Origin of the sequence: Pseudomonas bananamidigenes, assembly GCF_001679645.1 — a bacterium.
Taxonomy (GTDB): domain Bacteria; phylum Pseudomonadota; class Gammaproteobacteria; order Pseudomonadales; family Pseudomonadaceae; genus Aquipseudomonas; species Aquipseudomonas bananamidigenes.
The window spans coordinates 16,113-39,238 of sequence record NZ_LRUN01000046.1 but is presented as its reverse complement, the minus strand read 5'-3'; the positions used below and the strand labels follow the sequence as shown (position 1 = coordinate 39,238).

5 protein-coding genes and 1 pseudogene are annotated in these 23,126 nt (G+C 64.0%); all 6 read left to right on the top strand.

Going from position 1 to position 23,126, the window contains the following annotated elements:
- The first annotated feature begins 36 nt into the window (after nucleotides 1-36).
- Entirely contained in the window at nucleotides 37-7,389 is a 7,353-nt protein-coding gene (locus tag BBF94_RS16580; protein ID WP_404820951.1) for an amino acid adenylation domain-containing protein, read from the top strand.
- Nucleotides 7,386-9,035: a SagB family peptide dehydrogenase gene (locus BBF94_RS28440; protein ID WP_404820950.1), complete on the top strand. Its 1,650-nt coding sequence runs from the start codon at nucleotides 7,386-7,388 to the stop codon at nucleotides 9,033-9,035. The genes BBF94_RS16580 and BBF94_RS28440 overlap by 4 nt, the downstream gene beginning before the upstream one ends.
- Nucleotides 9,032-13,144: a non-ribosomal peptide synthetase gene (locus BBF94_RS16575; RefSeq protein ID WP_065260064.1), complete on the top strand. Its 4,113-nt coding sequence runs from the start codon at nucleotides 9,032-9,034 to the stop codon at nucleotides 13,142-13,144. The genes BBF94_RS28440 and BBF94_RS16575 overlap by 4 nt, the downstream gene beginning before the upstream one ends.
- Nucleotides 13,141-22,235, top strand: a pseudogene (locus BBF94_RS16570) (amino acid adenylation domain-containing protein). The gene BBF94_RS16575 and the pseudogene BBF94_RS16570 overlap by 4 nt, the downstream one beginning before the upstream one ends.
- Nucleotides 22,232-22,915 carry a hypothetical protein gene (locus BBF94_RS16565; protein WP_225875069.1) on the top strand — a complete coding sequence of 228 codons (684 nt, stop codon included), beginning with the start codon at nucleotides 22,232-22,234 and terminating at the stop codon, nucleotides 22,913-22,915. Before BBF94_RS16570 ends, BBF94_RS16565 begins: the two are co-directional and overlap by 4 nt.
- The gene (locus tag BBF94_RS16560; RefSeq protein ID WP_065260063.1) at nucleotides 22,912-23,118 is read left to right on the top strand and encodes an MbtH family protein; all 207 of its coding nucleotides are present in this window, start codon (nucleotides 22,912-22,914) and stop codon (nucleotides 23,116-23,118) included. The genes BBF94_RS16565 and BBF94_RS16560 overlap by 4 nt, the downstream gene beginning before the upstream one ends.
- Nucleotides 23,119-23,126 lie beyond the last annotated feature (8 nt).

Genomic DNA, 23,126 nt, shown 5'->3' with positions numbered 1-23,126 from the left:
TCACAACAATAAAGCAGTCATGGACGGTAGCCTCCGATGTTCGACAACATTTCCTTGCGTGGGACGAATCCTGCGCAGCCCGACGTTTCATCCTCGATTCCGTTCGATACCGATCTGTGTGTGCACGGTCTGTTCGAAGCGCAGGTGCTGCGTACCCCCGAGGCGATTGCCGTACGTTGGCAGGATGAGGCGCTCAGCTACCGCGAGCTCAACCGCCGGGCCAATCGTCTGGCCCATCACCTGCGCAGCCTCGGGGTCGGGCCGGATGTGCGGGTCGGGATTTGTCTTGAGCGTTCGCTGGAAATGCTGGTGAGTGTGCTCGCGGTGCTCAAGGCCGGTGGCGCCTATGTGCCGCTGGACCCGGCGTATCCGCAGGCGCGGCTGGCGCACATGCTGGCCGACAGCGCGACGCCGGTGGTACTGACCCATGGTCAGGCGCGGCATGTCCTGATGGCTGCGCTCGAACAATCGACCACGGTGCTTGATCTGGGCGATTCAACACATTGGGCTTCACAGTCACCCGAGAATCCTGATCCCCATGAGACAGGCCTGACACCCCGGCACCTGGCCTACGTGATCTACACCTCGGGCTCCACCGGCAAGCCGAAAGGCGTGATGGTCGAGCATCGCGGGCTGATCGCCGTGAGCGCTGCCTGGGCGCAACTCTATGCGCTGGGCGAGCCGGTCAATCACCTGCAGATGGCCGGGTTTTCCTTCGATGTGTTCAGCGCCGATCTGATTCGCGCGCTGGGGTTCGGCGGCACGCTGGTGCTGTGCCCACGGGACACCTTGATGGACCCGCCGGCCCTTTATCGCTTGATGCGAGACGCGCAGATCGGTTTTGCCGACTTCGTGCCGGCGCTGCTCAACCCCTTGCTGGCGTGGGTCGAAGAGAGCGGTCATGACCTGTCGTTCCTGCGCACCGTGGTCTGCGGCTCGGACATCTGGACCGCTCACAGCGCCCGGCAACTGCGCAGGTTGTGCGGCGACAAGGTGCAAATCGTCCAGGCCTATGGCGTGACCGAGGCAAGCATCGACAGCACTTGTTTCGAGTTCACCGAAAGCAGTGAGATCGACGGCGTCCTGCCGATTGGCCGGGCACTGCCCAACACCCGGATCTACCTGCTCGACGAACAGGGCGAGCCTGTTACCGAGGGAGCTGCGGGTGAGCTGTACATCGGTGGTGTCGGTGTGGCGCGGGGTTATCTGAACCTGCCGCAGCTCACTGCCGAGCGCTTTATCGACAACCCGTTCGTAGCGGGCGAACGCCTTTACCGAAGCGGTGATCTGGCGCGCTATCGGGCCGACGGCCAACTGGAGTTTCTGGGACGCAACGATTCCCAGGCCAAATTGCGCGGTCTGCGTCTGGAGCTGGGGGAAATCGAAACCCGGCTGGCGGACATTGCAGGTGTGCGCGAAAGCGTGGTGCTGCTGCGTCAGGACGGCCCCGGCGAACCGCGACTGGTCGGCTACTACTGCGAAAAACCAGGCTCGACGCTGAGCCCGGGTGCCCTGCGTGAACAGCTGCAAAACAGTCTGCCGGATTACATGGTGCCGACTGCATTCGTGCGACTGGAGGCGTTGCCGCTGACGGCCAACGGCAAGGTTGATCGACCGAGTCTGCCGGCGCCTGACGTCGACGCCTTCGACCAGCAGGATTACCAGCCTGCGCAAGGCTCGCTGGAAACCGCGCTCGCCGCGATCTGGGCCGATGTGCTCGGTGTCGAGCGCGTGGGGCGTGAGGATCAGTTTTTTGCGCTGGGCGGTCATTCGCTGCTGGTGATGCGCGTGCTGGCGCAGGTGCGTCATGCGCTGGGGCTCGAAGTCGCGCCTTCGACGCTGTTTGCCGCCCCCGTTCTGAAGCAGTTCGCCGAACGGCTGCAAGCCAGTCAGGCTGCGGCTCGCCCGGCGATTACGGCCTTTGCACGAGCGGGCGCGCAAACGTTGTCGTCTGCCCAGCAGCGCCTGTGGTTCATCGCACAAATGGAGGGTGGCAACGCGGCGTATCACATGCCGCTGAACCTGCGCTTGCGCGGTCCTCTGAACGTGGCGGCGCTTGAGCGCAGCTTCAATCAACTGGTGGCACGCCATGGGGCGCTGCGCACCACGTTCATCGCCGTTGAAGGGGAAGGGCGGCAACAGGTTTTACCGCCTGCGCACAGCCTTCGACTGACCGTAACCGATCTGCAAGGTCCCGATGCGCAAGAGCGTCTTACCCGGTTGATCGACGAGGAGGGTGCCCGGCCTTTCGATCTGAGCCGTGGCCCGCTGATGCGCGTAAGTCTGGCGCGACTGGCGGCGGACGATCATGTGCTGATGCTGACCCAGCACCACATCATCTCCGATGGCTGGTCGATGGGCGTGCTGACCCGCGAGCTGGGGCAACTGTACGAAGCCGCGCTTCAGGATCGCGACAATCCGCTGCCGCCATTGCCCGTGCAGTATGTGGATTACGCCGTGTGGCAGAAGCAATGGCTGACCGGCGACGTGCTGGAACAGCAAAACCGCTATTGGCGCGAAACCCTCACGGGCGCGCCAGTGCTGCTGGAGTTGCCGAGCGATCACAAGCGTCCGCCCGTGCAGGATTACCTCGGCGGATTTGTGCCGCTGGTCTTCGACCCATCCCTGACCGCAGGCCTGAAAGCCTTGGGCATGCAGCAAGGCACCACGCTGTTCATGACCTTGCTGGCCGGTTTCTCGCTGCTGTTGTCGCGCCTGGCGGGGCAGGACGATGTGGTGATCGGCGTGCCGTCGGCCAATCGCCCGCAACAGGAGCTGGAAGGGCTGATCGGTTTCTTCGTCAACACCCTGGCCCTGCGCATGACCCGGTCCGGCACACCCTCGGTGGCGCAATGGCTGCAACAGGCGCGGCAGGTTGCACTGGGCGCTCAGGAGCATCAGGAACTGCCGTTCGAGCAAGTGGTGGAGTTGCTCAACCCGCCACGCAGCCTGGCCCACAGTCCGCTGTTTCAGGTGCTGTTTGCGTGGGAGCAGGATCAGGATTCCGATCTGTTGCTGAGCGGGCTTGACGTCACGCCAGTCGAGAGCAGTCATCACGTGGCCAAGTTCGATCTGCAACTGGCGTTGCATGAGCGTGACGGGCAGATCGTCGGTGGTCTGGAATACGCCTCGGGCCTGTTCGAGCGCGAAACCGTCGAGCAGTTCGGCGAGTACCTGCGACGGGTGCTGACGCAGATGGTCGAGGACAGCGAGCAGTCGCTGGCCGGGATCAAACTGCTGAGCGCCGAACAACACCGGCAGATCGTTCATGACTGGAATCGCACCTCACGCGATACGTCTTCACTGCCCGATTGCATGGCGCGGTTCGAGACCCAGGCCCGGCAAACACCCGATGCCGTGGCGCTGCTTGCCGGCCGTGAGCAACTGAGCTACGGCGAACTGAATCGCGCTGCCAACCGACTCGCGCATTACCTGATCGAACAGGGCGTCGGCCCCGAACATCGCGTCGGCCTGTGCCTGGAGCGTTCGCCGCAGATGGTCATCGGCCTGTTGGCGATTCTCAAGGCCGGCGCGGCGTACGTGCCGTTCGACCCGGCCTATCCGGGCGAGCGCCTGGCGTTCATGCTCAGCGATGCCGCGCCGACCGTGCTGTTGACGCAATCGAGCCTGATGGCCGGGCTGCCGGCGAACGAGGCGCAGATCTGCTGTCTGGACACTGACGCAGCGCAATGGGCCCGACACTCGGCGGATGATCCGCAAGTTGCGGTGAGCCGGGAACACCTCGGCTACGTGCTCTACACCTCCGGCTCCACCGGACGCCCAAAAGGCGTGGCCCACAACCGTCGCGCGCTGGATAACCTGATCACCTGGCAGCTCGATCAAGCCACAACACCGAAGCGCGTCCTGCAGTTCGCCTCGCTGAATTTCGACGTCTCTTTTCAGGAAATCTGCAGCACCCTTTGCCAGGGCGGCAGCCTGTTGCTGATGACCGAGGACAGCCGCAAGGACCTCGCCGCGCTGCGTCCGACCCTGGTGGCCGAAGGCGTGCAGCGGGCGTTCCTGCCATTTGCCGTGTTGCAGCAACTCGCCGGCCTGACCGAAGCCGATGCACCTGTGCCGGCCGGTGGCTGCGAAATCATCACCGCCGGTGAGGCCCTGCAGATCAATGACGAGCTGCGTGGTTTTGTCCGCGGGCTCGGTGGCGCGCAGTTACATAACCAGTACGGGCCGACCGAAACCCATGTGGTCAGCCAGTTCAGCCTGGACTGCGGTGATGCCGAGGCCTGGCCGGACAAGCCGCCCATTGGCCGGCCCATCGCCAATGCGCGGTTGTATGTGCTGGACGAGCATCTGAATCCGGTGCCGGTCGGCGTGGCGGGCGAGTTGTACATCGCCGGCGCGTGCCTGGCCCGGGGCTACCTGAACCGCCCGGACCTGACCGCCGAACGTTTCCTGCCGGACCCGTTCAGCGACGAACCGGGTGCGCGGATGTACCGCAGCGGCGACCTTGCGAAATTCCAGGCCGACGGCAACGTGCAATACCTGGGACGCATCGATCATCAGGTGAAATTGCGCGGCTTCCGCGTCGAGCTCGGCGAGATCGACAGCCTGTTGCAGCAACAGCCCGGGGTGCAGGAAGCCGCCGTGTTGCTGCGTGAGGACGTGGCCGGGGACAAGCGTCTGGTGGCCTATGTGGTCGGCACCGCGACCAGCGAATTTTTGCGTGCCGAACTGCAACGTCAGTTGCCCGAACACATGATCCCGAGTGCCTGGGTCCGGCTTTCGCAATTGCCCCTGACCCGCAACGGCAAGCTCGACCGGCAGGCGCTGCCGGCGCCGGAGCGCAGCGCCGGGGCGGCTTACGAGGCGCCGCGCAACGACATTGAACGGCAAATGGCCGAGATCTGGGCCGAGGTGCTCAAGTGCGAGCGGGTCGGCATCCACGACAACTTCTTCGACCTCGGCGGCCATTCGTTGCTGGCGACGCGGATGATCTACGCGATCAACCAGCGCATGGGTGCGCAACTGTCGTTGAGCAGCCTGTTCCAGACGCCCGTGTTGAGGGATCTGGCGGCGCAGGTCTCGCGTGATGATCAGAGCATCGAACCGGCGTTCATCCAGATCGAGCCGGATCGCACTGATCGACATGAACCGTTCCCCCTGACCGATATCCAGCAGGCCTACTGGTTTGGTCGCGAAGCCTCGGTCAGCCTCGGCGGCGTCAGTGCCCACGGCTATGAAGAATTGCGTATTCCCGACTTCGACGCCGAGCGTTTCGAACTGGCATTGAATCGCATGATCCAGCGCCACGACATGCTGCGCGTGATCTTCCTCAGCGACGGCACGCAACAGGTGCTGGCGCAGGTGCCGACCTATCGCATGCCCCGCAGTGACCTGCGCGGTCTGCCCGTCGAAGAGGCGCAACGCCTGCTTCAAGCGACCCGCGAGCGCCAGTCCCATCAGGTGCTGGACGCCAGTCGCTGGCCGCTGTTCGAGTTCAGCCTGTCGCTGCTCGATGACGGCATCACGCATCTGCACATCAGCCTCGATGCGTTGATCGTCGATGCGGCGAGTACGCAGATTCTGGCGCGCGAACTGATGGCGTTCTATGTCGACCCGACCCTGGTGCTGGTGGAACCGGGCCTGACTTTCCGTGACTACGTACTGGCCGAACAGCAACTGCGCAACGGCCGCCGTTACGAGCAGGCACTGGGCTACTGGCGCGAGCGGGTGACCACTCTGGCCCCGGCGCCGGACCTGCCGCTGGTGCGCCAGCCCGAGAGCATTGCCAACCCGCACTTCACCCGTCGCGACCGCGACATGTCGGCGGCGCAGTGGGCGCAGCTCAAGGCCGTGGCCAAGCAGTTTGCGGTGACGCCGTCGGTGATGCTGCTGACCGCGTTCAGCGAAGTGCTGGCGCTGTGGAGCCGCACGCCGCGATTCACCCTGAGCCTGCCGCTGTTCAACCGCATGCCGCTGCACCCGGATGTCGACGAAATCATCGGTGACTTCACCTCGCTGGTGCTGCTGGAAATCGGCATCGACGGCACGCGGAGCTTCACCGACAAGGCCCGCGCCGTGCAGGCGCAATTGTGGCGCGACATCGACCATTCGGTGGTCAGCGGTGTGCGGGTGCTGCGTGAATTGTCCCAGGCCCGGGGCGTGCAGCAGACAGCGATGCCAATCGTGTTCAACAGCACGCTGTCGGAAGCCGCGCCGGAACTGGCCGAATTCAACCTCGCGGACGCATTGAACGCCACACACATGCATAGCATCACCCAGACACCACAGGTGTGGCTCGACCACACCTTGCTGGAGCTGGAAGGACGGCTGTTGTTCAACTGGGACAGCATCGACGAACTGTTCCCGCAAGGCATGATCGAGCAGATGTTCGCCGCCTATAACACGCTGCTCGACAGCCTCTGCGAGCCGGCGGCCTGGAGCGCGAATACGCCTCGACTGCTGCCGCAGGCGCGGTTGCCGGCACCGGTCGACAGTCAGCAGACATTGCCGTTGATGCACGAACTGTTCGAGCGCCAGGCTCTGGCCACGCCGGACGCACTGGCAGTGATCGGAGCGCGTCAGCTGACCTACGCCCAGTTGCGCAATGAGGCCCGACAACTCGGCGCCCGCCTGCAAGTGCAAGGCGTGCTGCCGAACCGCTTGGTCGCGGTGGTGATGGAGCGCGGCTGGGAGCAAGTGGTCGCGACCCTGGCGATTCTGTATGCCGGCGGCGCTTACCTGCCGATTGAACCGACTCAGCCAGCCGAACGGCTGCGACATATTCTGGATCGCGCCGAGGCGAGTCTGGCCCTGACCCAACCGGCATTGCTCGACAGGATCGAATGGCCGGCGCAGGTCACGGCCATGGCGGTGACCGATGAAGTCCCGTACGAAGTCCTGCCACTGCAACCGGTGCAGGTAAACGAAAGCAATCTCGCCTACGTGATCTACACCTCCGGTTCCACCGGCCAGCCGAAAGGCGTGGTGATCGATCATCGCGGTGCGGTCAACACGCTGCTCGACATCAACCGGCGTTTTACCGTTGGCCCGAATGACCGGGTGTTGGCGATTTCCTCGCTGAGTTTCGACCTGTCGGTCTATGACTTTTTCGGCACGCTGGCGGTGGGCGCGGCAGTGGTCATCCTCGACCCGCAACTGACCCTCGATCCGGCGCACTGGCTTGAATTGATCAAGCGTCATCAGGTCAGCCTGTGGAATTCGGTGCCGGCGTTGCTGGGCATGCTGGTCGAGTACGGTGAGGGCGAGGGCGGTGCATTGCCCGCCAGCCTGCGGGTGGCGATGCTGTCGGGCGACTGGATTCCCCTGACCTTGCCCGAACGGGCCTGGGCGTTGCAGCCGGACTTGCAACTGATCAGCCTGGGCGCGCCACCGAAGCGTCGATCTGGTCGATCTGTTATCCGGTGACGCACGTCGACCCGGCCTGGCGCAGCATTCCCTACGGCAAGGCTCTCGACCATCAGCGCTTCTACGTGCTGGACGAAGCGTTGCAGGTTCGTCCGACCTGGGTCGCGGGTCAGTTGTACATCGGCGGCATCGGTCTGGCCAAGGGATACTGGCGCGATGAAAAACTCAGCGCCGGCAGCTTCTTCGATCACCCGCTGACTGGCGAGCGGCTGTATCGCACCGGTGACCTTGGTCGCTTGCTGCCTGACGGCAACATCGAATTCCTAGGGCGCGAAGACAATCAGGTCAAGGTCCAGGGCTATCGCATCGAGCTGGGCGAGATCGAAGCCGCACTCAATCGCCATCCCGGCGTGCAGAGCGCGGTGGTGCGGATTCTGGGCAGCACGCTGGGCGAGAAGCGTCTGGCGGGTTATGTGCTCAAGGCCGATCCGGCGCTGCAGGCCAATGACTTCACCGATTACCTGACGGACAAACTGCCGGCGTACATGATTCCGTCGTCGTTCACTTTCGTCGAGGCGTGGCCGTTGTCCTCCAACGGCAAGGTCGACAAGAAGCGCCTGCCGGAACCGGCACAAGCCGAAGAGCAAGGGCCCGCATTGCAAGTCGAAGGCCCGCTGGAACAGCAACTGGTGGACATCGTGCAGGGCGTGCTCAAGCGCGAGTCCATCGCCGCCAGCGCCAACTTGTTGAACCTGGGCGCGACTTCGATCGATATCGTCAGGATCAGCAACGCCTTGTCCGGCGCCTTGCAGTTCCGCCCGCACGTGGCGCAACTGCTGGCCCAGCCGACGCTGCTGCATCTGCTCGGCATGTATCGCCAGCACCGGGCGCGGCAGGAACTGCTCGGCAATATTCAGCAGATCTGCGAGACCCCGCAGGACATCATCGAAGATCCACAACAGCGGGCGCAGTTCAAGGCTGAGCAACGTGGTCGCCGTGCCTTCGCTCAAGCCTTGCCGGAGCTGGCACTGGACTTGCCGCAAGATCCGGCTTTCGCAAGGCGTCTGAGCGATTACCGCTCGGTGCGTCAATACGATCCGCAACCGATCGCCACCCAGGCATTCGCGCATCTGCTGGCCGCACTGGCGCAGGGGCGACTCGACGGGGAGGTGAAATACCAGTTCCCGTCGGCGGGCGGGTTGTACCCGATTCAAGCCTACCTCTACGTCAAGCCGGATCGCGTGCTCGGCGTGCCCGGTGGCGCCTATTACTACGACCCTCGCCAGCACCGTTTGCTGGCCCTCCAGAGCGGATTGCTCGACCCGGACACCTATGACTATTTCGTCAATCGCCCGGTGTACGAGAACGCCGCGTTCTCGCTGTTCTTCATCGCCTACATGGCAGCGATCCGCCCGCTGTATGGCGAGCGTAGCCGCGACTTCTGCCACATCGAAAGCGGCGCCATGGCGCAGTTGCTGAGCATGACCGCCGTCGAACACGGCCTGGGCCTGTGCGGCATCGGCTCGGTCGAGGAGCAGCCACTGAAAACGCTGTTCGACCTCGGGCCGAGTCATGAATTGATCTACTCGATGATCGGCGGACGGCGCACGGCCGATGAACAGTACCGCGCAACGGTCGAGGCCTTTGCCATCGAGCCTGCGACCGCAAGCCTGGACGACGAAGACATGGAGGAGTTCGAAGTATGAATGCCGATCAATTGCTGGCGTTGTTCGCTCGCCATGGTGTGGTGCTCGAGGTGGATGGCGACAAGTTGCGCTGCAAGGCGCCTCGCGGGTTCCTCACTGAAGAGCTGACTCAGGCGCTCAAGCGCCACAAGCAGGCACTGATTGCCTTGCTCGGTGGCGGGGATGACATGGCGATTCCTTGTCGTGCCGGCGAGCACGCGGACTGGCCATTGTCGTTTTCGCAACGGCAACTGTGGTTTCTCGATCAACTGGAGCCCGGCAACCCGTTCTACAACGTGCCCACGGCGGTGACGCTGAAGGGCCAACTGGACGTGGCGCTGCTGGAGCGGGCGCTGAACGCACTGGTTGCCCGCCACGAAATCCTGCGCACGACGTTTTGCAGCGTTGAGGGGGAGCCGCGTCAGGTGGTGCATCCGTCGATGCCGCTGTCGTTGTTGGTGACGGATCTGCGCCCGTTGCCTGCCGAGGAGCGTGAGCAGCAAGTGCGAGTCGCCGTCGAGCAGGACGCCCGGGCGCCGTTCGATCTGGCCATCGGGCCATTGCTGCGGGCGTCTTTGTTGCGTGTGGCGGACGACGAATACCTGTGGCTGTACAGCGTGCATCACATCATTGCCGACGGCTGGTCGATGGGTGTGATCCTGCAGGAAGTCGCCACGCTGTATGGCGACTTTCTGCGCGGTGAGACCCCGAGCCTGGCGCCGTTGCCGGTGCAATACGCCGATTACGCCTGCTGGCAGCAGCAACGCGTGGGCGGTGCGGCGCTGGATGCCCAGCTCGATTACTGGCGACGCACCCTGGACGACGCGCCGCTGTTGTCGACCCTGCCCGCCGACCGGCCGCGACCGCTGGTGCAGCGTTACGTCGGCGCCACGTTCAATGCTTGCGTCGATGGCGGCACCCTGCGTCAACTGACGGCGCTGGCCCGGCAGACCCAGGGCACGCTGTTCAACGTGTTGCTGGGTGCTTTGGCGGTGCTGCTGTGGCGCCATAACGGGCAGCAGGATCTGTGCATCGGCACGCCGTTCGCCAACCGCAACCGTCCGGAAGTCGAGCCGCTGATCGGCCATTTCGTCAACACGCTGGTGCTGCGTCAGCGTCTGAATCCACAGCAGACCTTCGCCGAGCTGCTGCGCGACGTACGCGGCCAGATGCTCGATGTCCACGCTCATCAGGACGTGCCGTTCGACCGTGTGGTCGAGGCCGTCAACCCGCAGCGTGATCCCGGCCATTCGCCGCTGTTCCAGGTGATGCTGGTGTTGCAGAACACCCCCGGCAGCGGCGTGCAGATGCCCGGCCTGGCGCTGGCGCCGTACAGCACCAGCAGCGCCACGGCCAAGTTCGACCTGGCGTTCGAGTGGTTCGAGCGAGAAGGCCGGCTCGACCTGTTGGTGGAATACAACACCGACCTCTATGACGTCGCGACCATCGAACGGCTGAGCGGGCACTACCGTCATCTGCTGGAACAGATCGCCGCCGACGCCAAGCAGCCGATCAATGCCTTGCCCTTGATGAACGAGGCCGAACGTCAGCGGGTGCTGGTCGACTTCAACCGCACCGAACCGCTGATGCAACCGGCGCAATGCGTGCACCAACTGGTCGAAACTCAGGCCGCGAGCAATCCTCAGGCTTGCGCAGTGGTATTCGAGGGCCAATCCCTGAGCTACGCCGAACTCAATGCCCGGGCCAATCGTCTGGCCCGGCATTTGCGCACCCTGGGTGTCGGCCCGGATGTGCCCGTGGCGGTGTGCATCGAGCGTTCACTGGAGTTGCCGGTGGCGCTGCTGGCAGTGCTCAAGGCCGGCGGCGCCTATGTGCCGCTGGACCCGGACTATCCGCTCGGACGCCTGAGCCACATGCTCGGCGACAGCACGCCGGCGGTGCTGCTGACCCTCGGCTCGGCGTACGGAATATTGCGTCAGGCCATACAAGGTTCGACCTGGGAAGCGCCGATTCTCGATCTGGAAAAAGATGCCGCGAGCTGGGCGTCGCTGCCTGCGGACAACCTCGATCCGCGCAGTGTCGGCGTCACTCCCGACCATCTCGCCTACGTGATCTACACCTCCGGCACCACCGGTCTGCCGAAGGGGGCGATGGTCGCTCACCGGGGCCTGAGCAATCTGCTGCTGTGGTGCTTGCAGGTCTGCGGCGAAGCAGGGGCGATGCTGCACAAGATCCCGTTCGGTTTCGATGCTTCGGCCTGGGAGACATTCTGGCCACTGGCAACCGGCGGACGGCTGGTGATTGCACGGCCCGGCGGGCATTACGAACCGGCCTATCTGGCGCGTGAAGTGCGTGAACAAAGGGTCACGGCGCTGGTGTTCGTGCCGGCGATGTTGCAGCTGTTTCTGGAGGTCGACGAGGTCAGCCGGTGCACGTCGCTGACCGATGTGTTCAGCGGTGGCGGTGAACTGCCGCCCGCCCTGGCCCGACGTTTTCAGGAGCGTCTGCCCCATGCACGGCTGCACAACGTCTACGGCCCGACCGAAACCACGGTGATCAACAGCGTCTGGACGCTGGAGCCCGGCGCCGAAGTCCCGGCCCGGCAACTGCCGATTGGCCGGCCGATTGCCAACAACCGTTTTTATGTCCTCGACGAGCGCGATGAGCCGGTGCCGGTGGGCGTTACCGGGCAGTTGCACATCGGTGGTGTCGGTGTTGCCCGGGGTTATCTGGGGCTGGCGCAGCTCAGTGCCGAGCGCTTTATCGACAATCCGTTCATGGCAGGTGATCGCCTCTATCGCAGCGGCGATCTGGCGCGCTATCGCCCGGATGGCCAGCTGGAGTTTCTCGGGCGCAACGACTTCCAGGTCAAGTTGCGCGGTGTGCGTCTGGAGCTGGGCGAGATCGAAGCCCGGCTCGAGGCATTTCCCGGCATTCGCAGTGCCGTGGTGCTGATGGTTGGCGAAGCGGCGCAGGATCAGCGACTGGTAGCCTGTTGTGTGGTCGCCGAAACCATGGATGAGGCGGCGGTACAGGCTCATCTGGCGCAGACGTTGCCGCGCGCGGTTGTCCCCGGCAATTACCTGTGGCTCGATGCCTTGCCGCTGACCGCCAACGGCAAGGTCGATCGTGCCGCACTGGTGGCGCTGGCGGATGAAGACAGGGTCAACCGTCAGGTCAACCTCAGCAGCCCGCGCGACCACATCGAACTGACGCTGTACCAGATCTGGAAACGCCTGCTGCTGGTGCCGCAGATCGGCATTCGCGACAACTTCTTCAATGTCGGCGGCACCTCCATCGCCGCCATCAAGATGGCCCACGAAATCAGCCAGGTGTTCGCGGTGGAAATGCCGGTGCGCGTGGTGCTCAGCTACCCGACCATCGAGGCGCTGGGCGGCTGGCTGCGGGTCGGGGCCAACCCGGCGGTGGCGCAGGGCAACCTGATCGAGTTCCGCCGTGGTGCGGGGCACAGCAATGTGGTGTGCATTCACCCGGCGGGCGGCACGGCGTTCTGTTACCTGTCGCTGGCCAAGGTTCTGCCGGATGAAGCCGGCGTTTACGGGGTGCAATCACCGGGACTGAATCCGGGGGAGAGCACCGAACCGACAGTGGAAGCGATGGCCGAAGCCTATCTGAAACTGATCGAACCGCTGGCGACGCAACCGCTGATTCTCACCGGCCTGTCGTTCGGCGGACTGGTGGCCTATGAAATGGCGCGACGATTGACGGCCGCCGGACATCGACAGGTGACCGTGGTGCTGCTCGACACCCAGGGCAGCGACGATCCGGGTTTCCGCGAGCAGATCGGCACCGTGGACATGGCCGAGTTCCGCGACAAGCTGGTGCGTTTCAACGGCATGTACCCCGGCATCGAAGACGCCCAGGTCGAGCGTTATTTCCACATCTACAACCACAACCGTCTGGCCATGGCCGCCTATGAGTGCGCGCCACACGCCGGTCGTGTGGTGCTGATTCAGGCTCGGGAAGACTTCAGCCGCCATCAGTTGCATGAGCTGCGCGGATTCTGGCGGCGTCGAGCGGGTAGCGGCTACCTGGCAAAACTGGTCAGTGGCGGGCACTGGGACATGCTCGAAAGTGCGGAAATCCATCGGGTCTCGCAGATCATTCGGCATGAGCTGCAACGCTTCGACGCGCAGGAGGCGAAATGATGAATGCTGCCAAAGAAATGCCATTGCTCGCGCGTTTCGCCGAACAAGTGCAGCGCAATCCGCACGCCCCGGCCATTATCGACGGGGCACTGACCCTGACTTACGCGGAACTGGCCAGCGCCAGCGAGCGCATTGCCCGAGGCTTGCGCACACGCGGCGTCGAGCCCGGCCAGTCACTGGCGTTGTGCATGCCGCGCTGCTGGCAATGGCTGGCGGCGATTCTCGGCGCGTTGAAAATCGGCGCCGTGGTTGTGCCGCTGGACCGTGCCAGTCCGCTCAAGCGCCGGGAGTTGATGCTGGCGGACGCGGCCTGTGTCGGCCTGATGACCCTGGACGAAGAACCTCAATGGTCGCCTGCAGTGTGGCAATCCGGCGTCGAGGCCTTGCTCGACCAGCCGGACTCTGCGCCGCAAACATTGGCGGACGAGTTCGCCGAGGTGATGTTCCTGTTCTACACCTCGGGCACCACTGGCATTCCCAAGGCGGTGGAAGTCGGCGAGCGTGGCCTGCTGCGCCTGGCACACACCACGGGTTATATCGAGATTCGCCCGACAGACCGCTTCGCCTGCCTGTCCAACCCGGCGTTCGACGCGTGCAGTTTCGAGCTGTGGGCACCGCTGCTCAACGGTGGCTGCTGCGTGATGATCGCCGACGAAGACGTGCTGGATGCCCGCCGACTGGCCGAGGTGCTGGAGCGCACGCGAGTCGACAACCTGTTCATGACGGTGTCGTTGTTCAACACCTTGATTGCTGAATGGCCGTCGTGCTTTTCCAGCGTGCGTCAGGTGCTGATCGGCGGTGAGCAGATCAGTGCTGCCGCCGTACGCGGATGGTACCGGGCCAATCCGGAGAGCCAGTGCCGGATTCATAACGTCTACGGCCCCACCGAATGCACCACGTTTGCCCTGTGCTGGCCGATCAGCCGCGACTTTACCGGTGACCTGGCGCCCATTGGCCGACCGTTGCCGGACACGGGTGTGTGGGTGCTGGATGAGCAGCAGCGACCGGTGCCAGTGGGAGAGGTGGGCGAGTTGTATCTGAGCGGCAGCGGTGTCGCCCGTGGCTACCGCAACCGGCCCGAGGAAACGGCCCGCCAGTTCGTCCGGTTGCCCGGCCTCGATGGTGGCGCGCAAGTGCATTACCGCACCGGCGATCTGGTGCGGCGCAATGCCGAAGGTCTGATCGAGTACCTGGGCCGGATCGACCGTCAGGTGAAGATTCGTGGCTTCCGCATCGAGCCGGGGGAGGTGGAACAACGGATCCTGGAGCATCCGGGCGTAGCGCAGGTGTATGTCTGTACCCGGCGTCAGGCGGCGGAGGATCATCAACTGCTGGCGTACATCGTGCCGCACGGGGAGCTGGACTATCACGCCTTCGAAACCCATCTGCGGGCGCAACTGGCGCCGTACATGCGGCCGCATCAGTTGTTCCTGCTGGAGCGTCTGCCGCTGACGGCCAATGGCAAGATCGATCGTGACGCCCTGTTGGCTCAGCCATTGAGACCATGGCACCCGGCGGTAATCGCCATGGAAAACGATCACGCTTCGCCAGCGCTGGCCTGGTTGCTGGGTCAGGTCCGCTCGCTGCTCGGTCAACCGAACCTGAGCGCACAGGACGACTGGCTGGGCAGTGGCGGCGATTCGCTCAAGGCCATGCGCCTGCGGTCGGCGATTCGCAACCGTTGGCAGTGCGAGATGGCCCTCGACACACTGCTCAACGAGTCTTTCTCATCGTTGGCCGAGCGACTGGTCGCCGAGACGCATCGCGATTCGATCTATCCACCTGCGCCCTCGATCAGTGGCGCCCGCCGCCTGCCTGCCACCGCTGAACAGCGGCGCTTGTGGCTGTTGCAGCAACGTTCGCCGACCTCGACCGCTTACAGCGTGCCTCTGATTCTGCATCTGGCGGCCGGCGTCGACGTCGCGGCACTGGGCGAGGCCGTGGACCGCCTGGTGAAGCGCCATCCGGGCTTGCGCACGGCGTTCGCATCGGGTGCCGATGGTCTTGATCAGGTGATTGCCGAGCTGGGGCCGGTCTGTCGCACCTTTGCGCTCGGGCACTTTACCCAGGACAACTGGAAGGCCTTTGCGGAGCTGGTTTTTGCTGCGCCGTTCGACCTGAGCACGCCGAACCTGTTTCAGGCCTGGCTGTTGCCGTTCACCGATGGCAGTTGTCGGTTGTTGCTGAACCTGCATCACATCATCGTCGATGGCTGGTCGGTGAACCTGCTGTTCGAAGAGCTGAGGCAGTTCTACACCGACGTCGTGCAAGGTCGCGAAAGCCCTGAATCGGCAGCCCATCTGACGACACTGGAATTTGGCCAGTGGCAGCGGCAGTGGAGTGTAGAGCCGCATTACCGCGACCAGCGTCGTGCCCTGGTCGAGTTGCACCGTCAACGGGAAGAACCGTCCCCGGCGTTGATGCCGATGCGCGCACTCAGCCCGGACGCAAGATTGCACCGCGAACCCCTTGGGGCGGTGCGCAGTGCGGACCTTGAACGGTTTTGCACGCAACAGCGACTGACCCGTTTCGAAGTGCTGTTCAGTGTCTTCGCCTGGAGCCTGTACGCCCTGACCGGAGGCGAGCGGCTGCGGATCGCCAGCCCGGTGGCCAATCGGCCGCTGGCGGAATTCGAGGATAGCATCGGCATGTTTGCCAATACCGTGCTGATTCCCACCGCCGTAGACCACGCACTGACCCTGGGCGAACAATTGCAGCGCCAGACCGCTGTCGTGCGCGAGGTGCTGGCACTGCAGGACGTGGCACTGGCGGATCTGGTCGAAGACCTGCGGCTGTCTTCCAGCGCCGCGCTGTTCGATTTCATGTTTGTGCTGGAAAACACCGATTACGCTGCCCTTGCCGATTCGAACCTGCACGCCACGCTGGAATTCAACGAGCATCTGCACGCCAAGTGCCCGCTGACCTTATTGATGGTGGGCAGCGGCTCGCAGCTGGAATGCTGGTGGGAATATCAGTGCAGCCATTTCGATGCCGAGCAGATGAGCACGGTGAATGCGTTGTTCCGTCGGGGGCTGGATCTGTTGCTGGAAAGCCCCATGGCGACTCTCGACAGTCTGGTGGGTCCTTATCGACGCGGCCTGCCGGCAGCCAGTGAAGGGCCGAAAGTCGAGCTGCCGTTCAACACCCTCGCAGACTGGTTCGAGCATCAGGTGCATTGCACACCGGACGCCACTGCGCTGGTTCAAGGTCAGCGCCATCTCACTTATCTTGAGTTGAATGTGCTGGCCGATTCCCTGGCCGCTGCATTGATCGAGCGTCATCCGTTGCCGGTCGCAAGCGCGCCGCTGCACGTGGTGCTGTTTCTCGATGCCTCGGTGGAACACATCGTCGCCTTACTGGCGCTGGCCAAACTCAACCTGACCGCCGTGCCGCTGGATCCCGCTTACCCGGCGGCGATCCAGCGTCAGGTGCTGGAGCAGGCGCAGCCGCATTGCCTGTTGTTCAACGAGGCGACCGCCGCAGTGCTGGAGGGGCTGAACGCGGGACGGTTCCCCGTGCACCGGGTCGATCTGCTCGCCGATGCCGGACTGTTCGAGCGCCCGCGTCATGACGGCGAACGGCCGCTGTACACGCTGTTTACCTCCGGCTCGACCGGCACGCCCAAAGGCGTGCAAGTGTCGGAGCGCACCCTGTGCAACCTGTTGCAATGGCAGCGCAACGAAGGGCAGTTGCCGGCGAAGTCGGTGACTCTGCAGTTCTCCATGCTGTCGTTCGATGTGTCGTTTCAGGAGATTTTCAGCACCCTGTGCGGGGGCGGCTGCTATCACCTGATCACGCCGCGTTGGCGTCAGGATGCCGAGGCGTTGCTGGATTACATGGTCGAGGCGCGGATCGAACGGTTGTTCCTGCCTTGCGTGGCGTTGCAGCATCTGGCGCAAACCGCCGTGGCCCGTGGCATTTACCCGTCGCATTGCGCGAAGTGATCACCGCCGGGGAGCAATTGCTGTGTACTGACGCGCTTCGCCACTGGTTCGGCGCAATGCCGCACGCTTCGCTGTTTAATCACTATGGCCCGACCGAGACCCACGTGGTCAGCGCCTTGCGCTTGCCTGCGGTGCCCCGCGACTGGCCGCTGCGTGCACCGATCGGCCACGCCGTCGGCAATGCCCGGTTGGTGCTGGTCGATGAATTTGATCGCCCGGTGCCCAATGGCTGCCGTGGTTATCTGTTGGTGGCGGGACCGATGGTTGCCCGTTGTTATCTGGCCGATCCTGCGCTGAATGCCTCGCGGTTTGTCGAGCTGCAAGAGGGGGGCTTGCATTACCGCACCGGCGATCTGGCGTGGGCCGATGCCCAGGGCTGCCTGCACTATCTGGGCCGCGATGACCAGCAGATCAAACTCAGCGGTCATCGTTTGGAACTGGGGCAGATCGAAGCGGCGCTGATGCAGGTGCCGCAAGTGGTCAATGCGGTGGTGGCGGTTCAGGCCGAACCTGCGCGCCTGATCGCGTGGCTGCAGCTCGACGGCGAATCTGCGACAGCGCAACAACTGGATCGTCAGGTTGCGCAGAGTCTGCCGGCCCATGTGCGGATCGATGAATACCGAAGGCTCGACGTCTGGCCGCGCACCCCAAGCGGCAAGATTGACCGCAAGGCCTTGCCGGCGCTGGGAGAGGCGCTGGAGCGGCGCCGCACGCCACAGTTGCCTGTGCAATTGACGGCACTGGAAAGCCAATTGAGCGAGTTGTTCCGCGAGGTGATCGGTCGTGACATCGAGCCGGAACAGACCTTCTTCGAGGCCGGCGCCACCAGCCTCGGCCTGATGCGTTTGCATGGCCGTTACGCCGACGAGCTGCCGCACAAGGTGACGATGGCCGACCTGTTCGAACACGTCACGGTACGGCGGCTGGCGGCGCACCTGTCGACGGCTTCGGGGGCAGCGGTGGCGCGTGTGCGGCAAACCGATGCAGGCGATCAACCGATGGCGATCATCGGTATGTCGGTCAACGTGGCCGGGGCGCAGAACCTGTCCGAGTTCTGGGCGATGGTGCAGGGCAACGGGCTGGGCATCGAACGTTTCGCCGCCGAAGAAGGTCTGGTCGGTGCCCGCAGCCAACTGGCCGGAATGCTTGACTTCGATCCCGAATATTTCGGCATCAGCCGTCAGGAAGCGCGGCTGATGGATCCGCAACAGCGGCATCTGTTGATGGGCTGTGTGCAGGCCCTGCAACATGCGGCGATTGTCCCGTCGGCGGACGGTCCGCGCATCGGCCTGATCGCCAGTTGCGGCGAAACCACGTACTTCCAGCAGATGTTGCGCGAGACCCGCGAAGGTGATTTGCCGGACGGTTTCCAGATGGCGCTGCATCACGACAAGGATTTTCTGGCAACCAAGGCCGCGTATCACCTGGACCTCAACGGTCCGGCCCTGAGCGTGCAGGCAGCGTGCGGCAGCTCGCTGATCGCCGTCCACATGGCCAGTTCGATGCTGCGCCAGGGCGACAGTGACGTGATGCTGGTCGCTGGCGTGTTGATCGACCCGACCCTGAGCGATGGCTACCGTCATCGCTCGCAGCACATTTTTTCCGCCGACGGTTTGTGCCGTCCGTTCAGCGACGATGCCAGCGGCACCATCGGCGCCAGTGGTTATGGCGTGGTGGTGCTCAAGCCGTTGGCCAGGGCGCGGGCGGAGGGTGACCGGATCTATGCGTTGCTCGAAGGCTCGGCGCTGAACAACGATGGCCGGGCCAAGATGAGCTACACCGCACCGTCGGTGGCCGGGCAAAGTGCGGTCATCAGCGAAGCCTTGAGCCGCGCCGGGTTGACCGGTGCAGACATCGGCTACATCGAAGCCCACGGCACCGGCACGCTGCTCGGGGACCCGATCGAAGTCGCGGCGTTGACCAAGGCCTTTGGCGAGGCACCGACCGGCCATTGCGCGCTGGCTTCGGTGAAAAGCCAGATCGGCCATCTGGGGGCGGCGGCGGGGGTGGTCGGACTGATTCGCGCCAGCCTTGCGGTGTTCCATGGCGTGCTGCCGCCAAACCTCGGGTTTGCACGGATCAACCCGCAGATCGATCTGGAGCATTCGCCGTTCTACGTACCGACCACGTCGCGGCCCTGGCCGGAGGGACGGCGGCGTCTGGCGGGTGTCAGCAGTTTCGGGATTGGCGGTACCAATGCCCATGTGATTGTCGGTGCTGCACCCAAGGTGCAGGACGTGACCGAGCAAACGCTGCCTCTACTGATGATCTCGGCCCATAGCCGAGCGCAACTGCTACGCGATATCTCCGTGATCAGAACGTATCTGCAAGCGCATCCGCAACAGCAGACCGCATTGCTACGACACTTGCAGTCAGGTCGCCGGCAACTGCGCTGGCGCTTTGCGATGGTCTGCCAACCGGGTGACGAAATTCCCTTGCAGCCAACGACGATCAAGGAAATCACTGCGCCGGGTGGACAACTGATCGTCCGTGATCACTCAGCGCAGGCATTGCTGCAGGCCTGGTACGAGGGCGCCCATATCCAGTGGCCGCAGCGCTCGGCGCCGCCGCCCTGGGATTTGTCGCCATCGTCTTTTGATCTTCAGACCTACCGGTTTCAATCCGTTGATGAAATCGTTGCCCCGGTTTCGGCAGGCATCGAGCGGCTGCCGCTGGCGCAGTGGTTCCACCAGCGGCAGTGGGTGCGCGTCCGGCGCCTGAGCGTGAAGGCATCGGATGCCAAACGAGAAACGCTGATTCTTTGCAGCCATGAAGCCCCCGGCGCGGCATTGCTGGAGCCTCTGCGAGGGGTTTATCGACGTGTGATTCAAGTGTGCGCGGGCAATGGTTTCAAGCACCTCGGCGCAGATCGTTTCGAACTGGACCCGCTGGACACCGAAGCCTTGGGCCGTTTGCTCCGCGAGGTCACGGCGTCTGAAACTGGCGAACTCGACTGGCTGCACACCTTGCCGCTGGCGGTATCCGGCGCGGTCAACGAGCCGTCGCTGGACCTGGCGCAGTGGGCCTGTCTGGACACGGTCAGTGCGCTGATGCAGGCGTGGGGGCAAACCGCACGGACGACCCGGCTGCGGTTGTGGTTGATGTCGTGGCAGGCCTGCCCGGTGGACGGCGAAGTCCGACGCCCCGAGCTGGCGGCGCTGGCCGGAGTTACCGAAGTGGTGCCCCAGGAATACTCGGTGAATTGTCACTGGCTGGACTGGCCGTCGCCGCACCTTAATACGCAGGCCAGAGAGCTGGCGGCGCTGCTCGGTGATCCGGCGACGCTGCCTCGGCGAATGGCGGTGCGCGACGGTTTCTTGTGGCAGCCACGCTTGATCGCTCATCCATTGCCGAGTGCGACGACCTCCAGCCTGTTGCCGGAGGACGGCACGTTTCTGGTGCTGGGTGGTACTGGCGGGATCGGTCGAACCCTTTGCGAACATCTGTTGCAGGCCCCTGCGCGGCGTGTGGTGCTGCTCTCCCGCCAAGGTGAACTGCCTGAAAATCTGGCGGCATACGCCTCGCGAATCGACTGCGTTCAGGCGGATATCGCCGATCTGTCGCGCTGGCCGCAGGTACTCGATCAACTGGCCCGGCGTTACGGTCGCCTGAGCGGGGTGATTCATGCGGCAGGTGTCGGCGCAGGGAGTCTGATTCGCCTTCGCGACCCCCGGCAGATGGCCGAAGCGATGGCCGCCAAGACTCGCGGCATGCTCGCGGTCGAAAGCCTGATCGAGCAGCTTTCGCCGGGTTTCGTCCTGTACTGCTCATCGATGTCGGCACTGTTCGGCGGGGCGGGGCATCTGGATTATTCGGCGGCCAGCGGTGTGCTCGACGGGTTTGCGCATTACCGTCCGGACACGGCCAATGCTTGCCTGCGCCTGGGCATCAACTGGGACATCTGGCGCGACATTGGCATGGCTACGACTAGTAACGGCGGGGACACTGCGCACCAGGAACATCTGAAGGTCGGCATGTCCGCCGAAGAGGGGGGCCGGGTGTTCGATCTGGCGATGACGGCGCAGTTGCCGCAATTGCTGGTGTCCACCACTGGTATCGAGCAGTCGCGGCGCTTTTATCCGGTTCGCCATGGCGTCGTGGCTCCGCCGGTCGAAGTACCGGAAAGCGAGGATCTATCCGTGCGCCTGCGTGAATGCCTGTGCAAATGGCTCGGTGTGGCTGAACTTGAGGATGACGATTCACTGTATGAACTGGGTGCGGATTCGCTGACGCTGCTGGACCTGATCGACGAGCTGCAAGCGGCCACCGGCGAGGTGTTCCAGTTGTCGCAGTTCAGTCACAAGGTCAGCCTGAGTGAAGTGCTGGGGCTGGTGGCCGCCTGTACGGGCGAGGCTTTGGCGACCACGCAGCCGGGCTGGAACGGTGTAGTCCGGGTGGATCAGTGGCACGCCGGTGCCGGCCGCGAGTGGTTGTACCTGATCCATCCGGTGGGTGGCGATGTTCAGGCTTACCGGGAGCTGGTTTCGGCGCTGCCGGCGGATCTTGGCGTGTGTGTGATCGCCGATCCTGCGTTGCGCGTGCCGCAGCTTGTGGACACCAGCATCGGCGAGCGGGCGCGTCTGTATCTGGAGGCCATCAAGGCGCACCTTCCGGACGGCTGCGCCTGGCGTCTGGCGGGTTGGTCGTTCGGAGCCTGGGTGGCGCAGGCGCTGTGTCATCAGGCACAGGCAGACGGTTACAGGCAACCGTTGTTGTACCTGATCGATCCACCTGCGCCGGATGCCGGAGCGGAACTGGCCCATATCGATGAGCAGACCATCGAGCAGGTGTTCCAGCGTGAGTTCGCCCAGCGCTGGCCCGATGGCGAAGGGCAGACGATGTCCGAAGAACGTCAGGCTTATCTGCAGCGGCTGACGGTGTGCTGCCGCAACAATATGAGCAGCATGGTCGACTTCGTGCCGCCGGCATTGACGGTCACACCGGTGCGGATGCTCATCGCCGGACATGCCAATCCCTATGGTCTGGGCAATGCCTGGCACATGGATGACCTGCAACGCCGCTGGCAGGCATTGTTGCCGCAATTACAGAGCTGGCAGCGGCTGGATACCGATCACTACGGCATCGTGGCGGGCCGCTGGGCGCGGTTGCTGGCCGAGGTGATCGGTAGCGATGAGGCGTCGATATGAATGACGTGACTTCGATGCCTCGCTGGTTACCGATCCTGATGCAGGTGCTGTGCGAAGACCGGCCCGAAGCCCGGCGCGAGCGGATATGCAGCTTCGACGAAACGCCTTCGCTCCAGCAGGTTCATTGTTGGCAGGCCGAGGTGGTCTTGCCGATGGTGTGTGAGTCCTTGCCGGAGCATCGGCCAGCGTTGCTCACTTTGCAAAGCCTGCATCAACGGGCGGCGCTCGGCTTGTCCGGGCGCCAGGGTGAATGGCGGGCCACGCTCAAACCGGTATGGCTGGCGCTTTATCGACGGGCCTATGCCTACGACGCGGCTTACGCCCAGGCCCACGCCAGTGCGATGACGTACGGCCTCGCACCGGCCAACACGGCCATGATCGCCGAGCACTTTGGCGATGCCGAGGCGTTCGCGACGTACTACGCGCAATTGAATACCGAGGCCAGTGCTACGGCGTTCGCTCAGGCCCATGCCGCAGCGAATGCCGAGGTTTCGGCCCGGGCCTTCGCGGCTGACGATGCTGGCGCCTACGCGCAGGTCTGCGCCGCGTCGGTGCGGGTCTGTGTGTGGGCCTGTGCGCAGGCCGACGATCAGCGGCGCAGGCTGTTCAACCATCTCGCAGAAGGCCTGCTCCGGCACCTGGCCCCGCTGCAATCGCGCTCCACAGGAGAAACGACATGAATGATGCACGGCAGCAATTCGATGTGGTGATCAACGCTCAGGGGCAGTATTCCCTGTGGCCGACGGACAAGCCGATGGCCAGCGGCTGGAGCGCGGCGGGCATGCGTGGCGAGCGTCAGGTCTGTCTGGATTACATCAATGAGCACTGGATCGACATGCGCCCGCGTTCTCTGCGCGAGCAGTCATCGGCATCGTTTCAATGAAAAAGGTG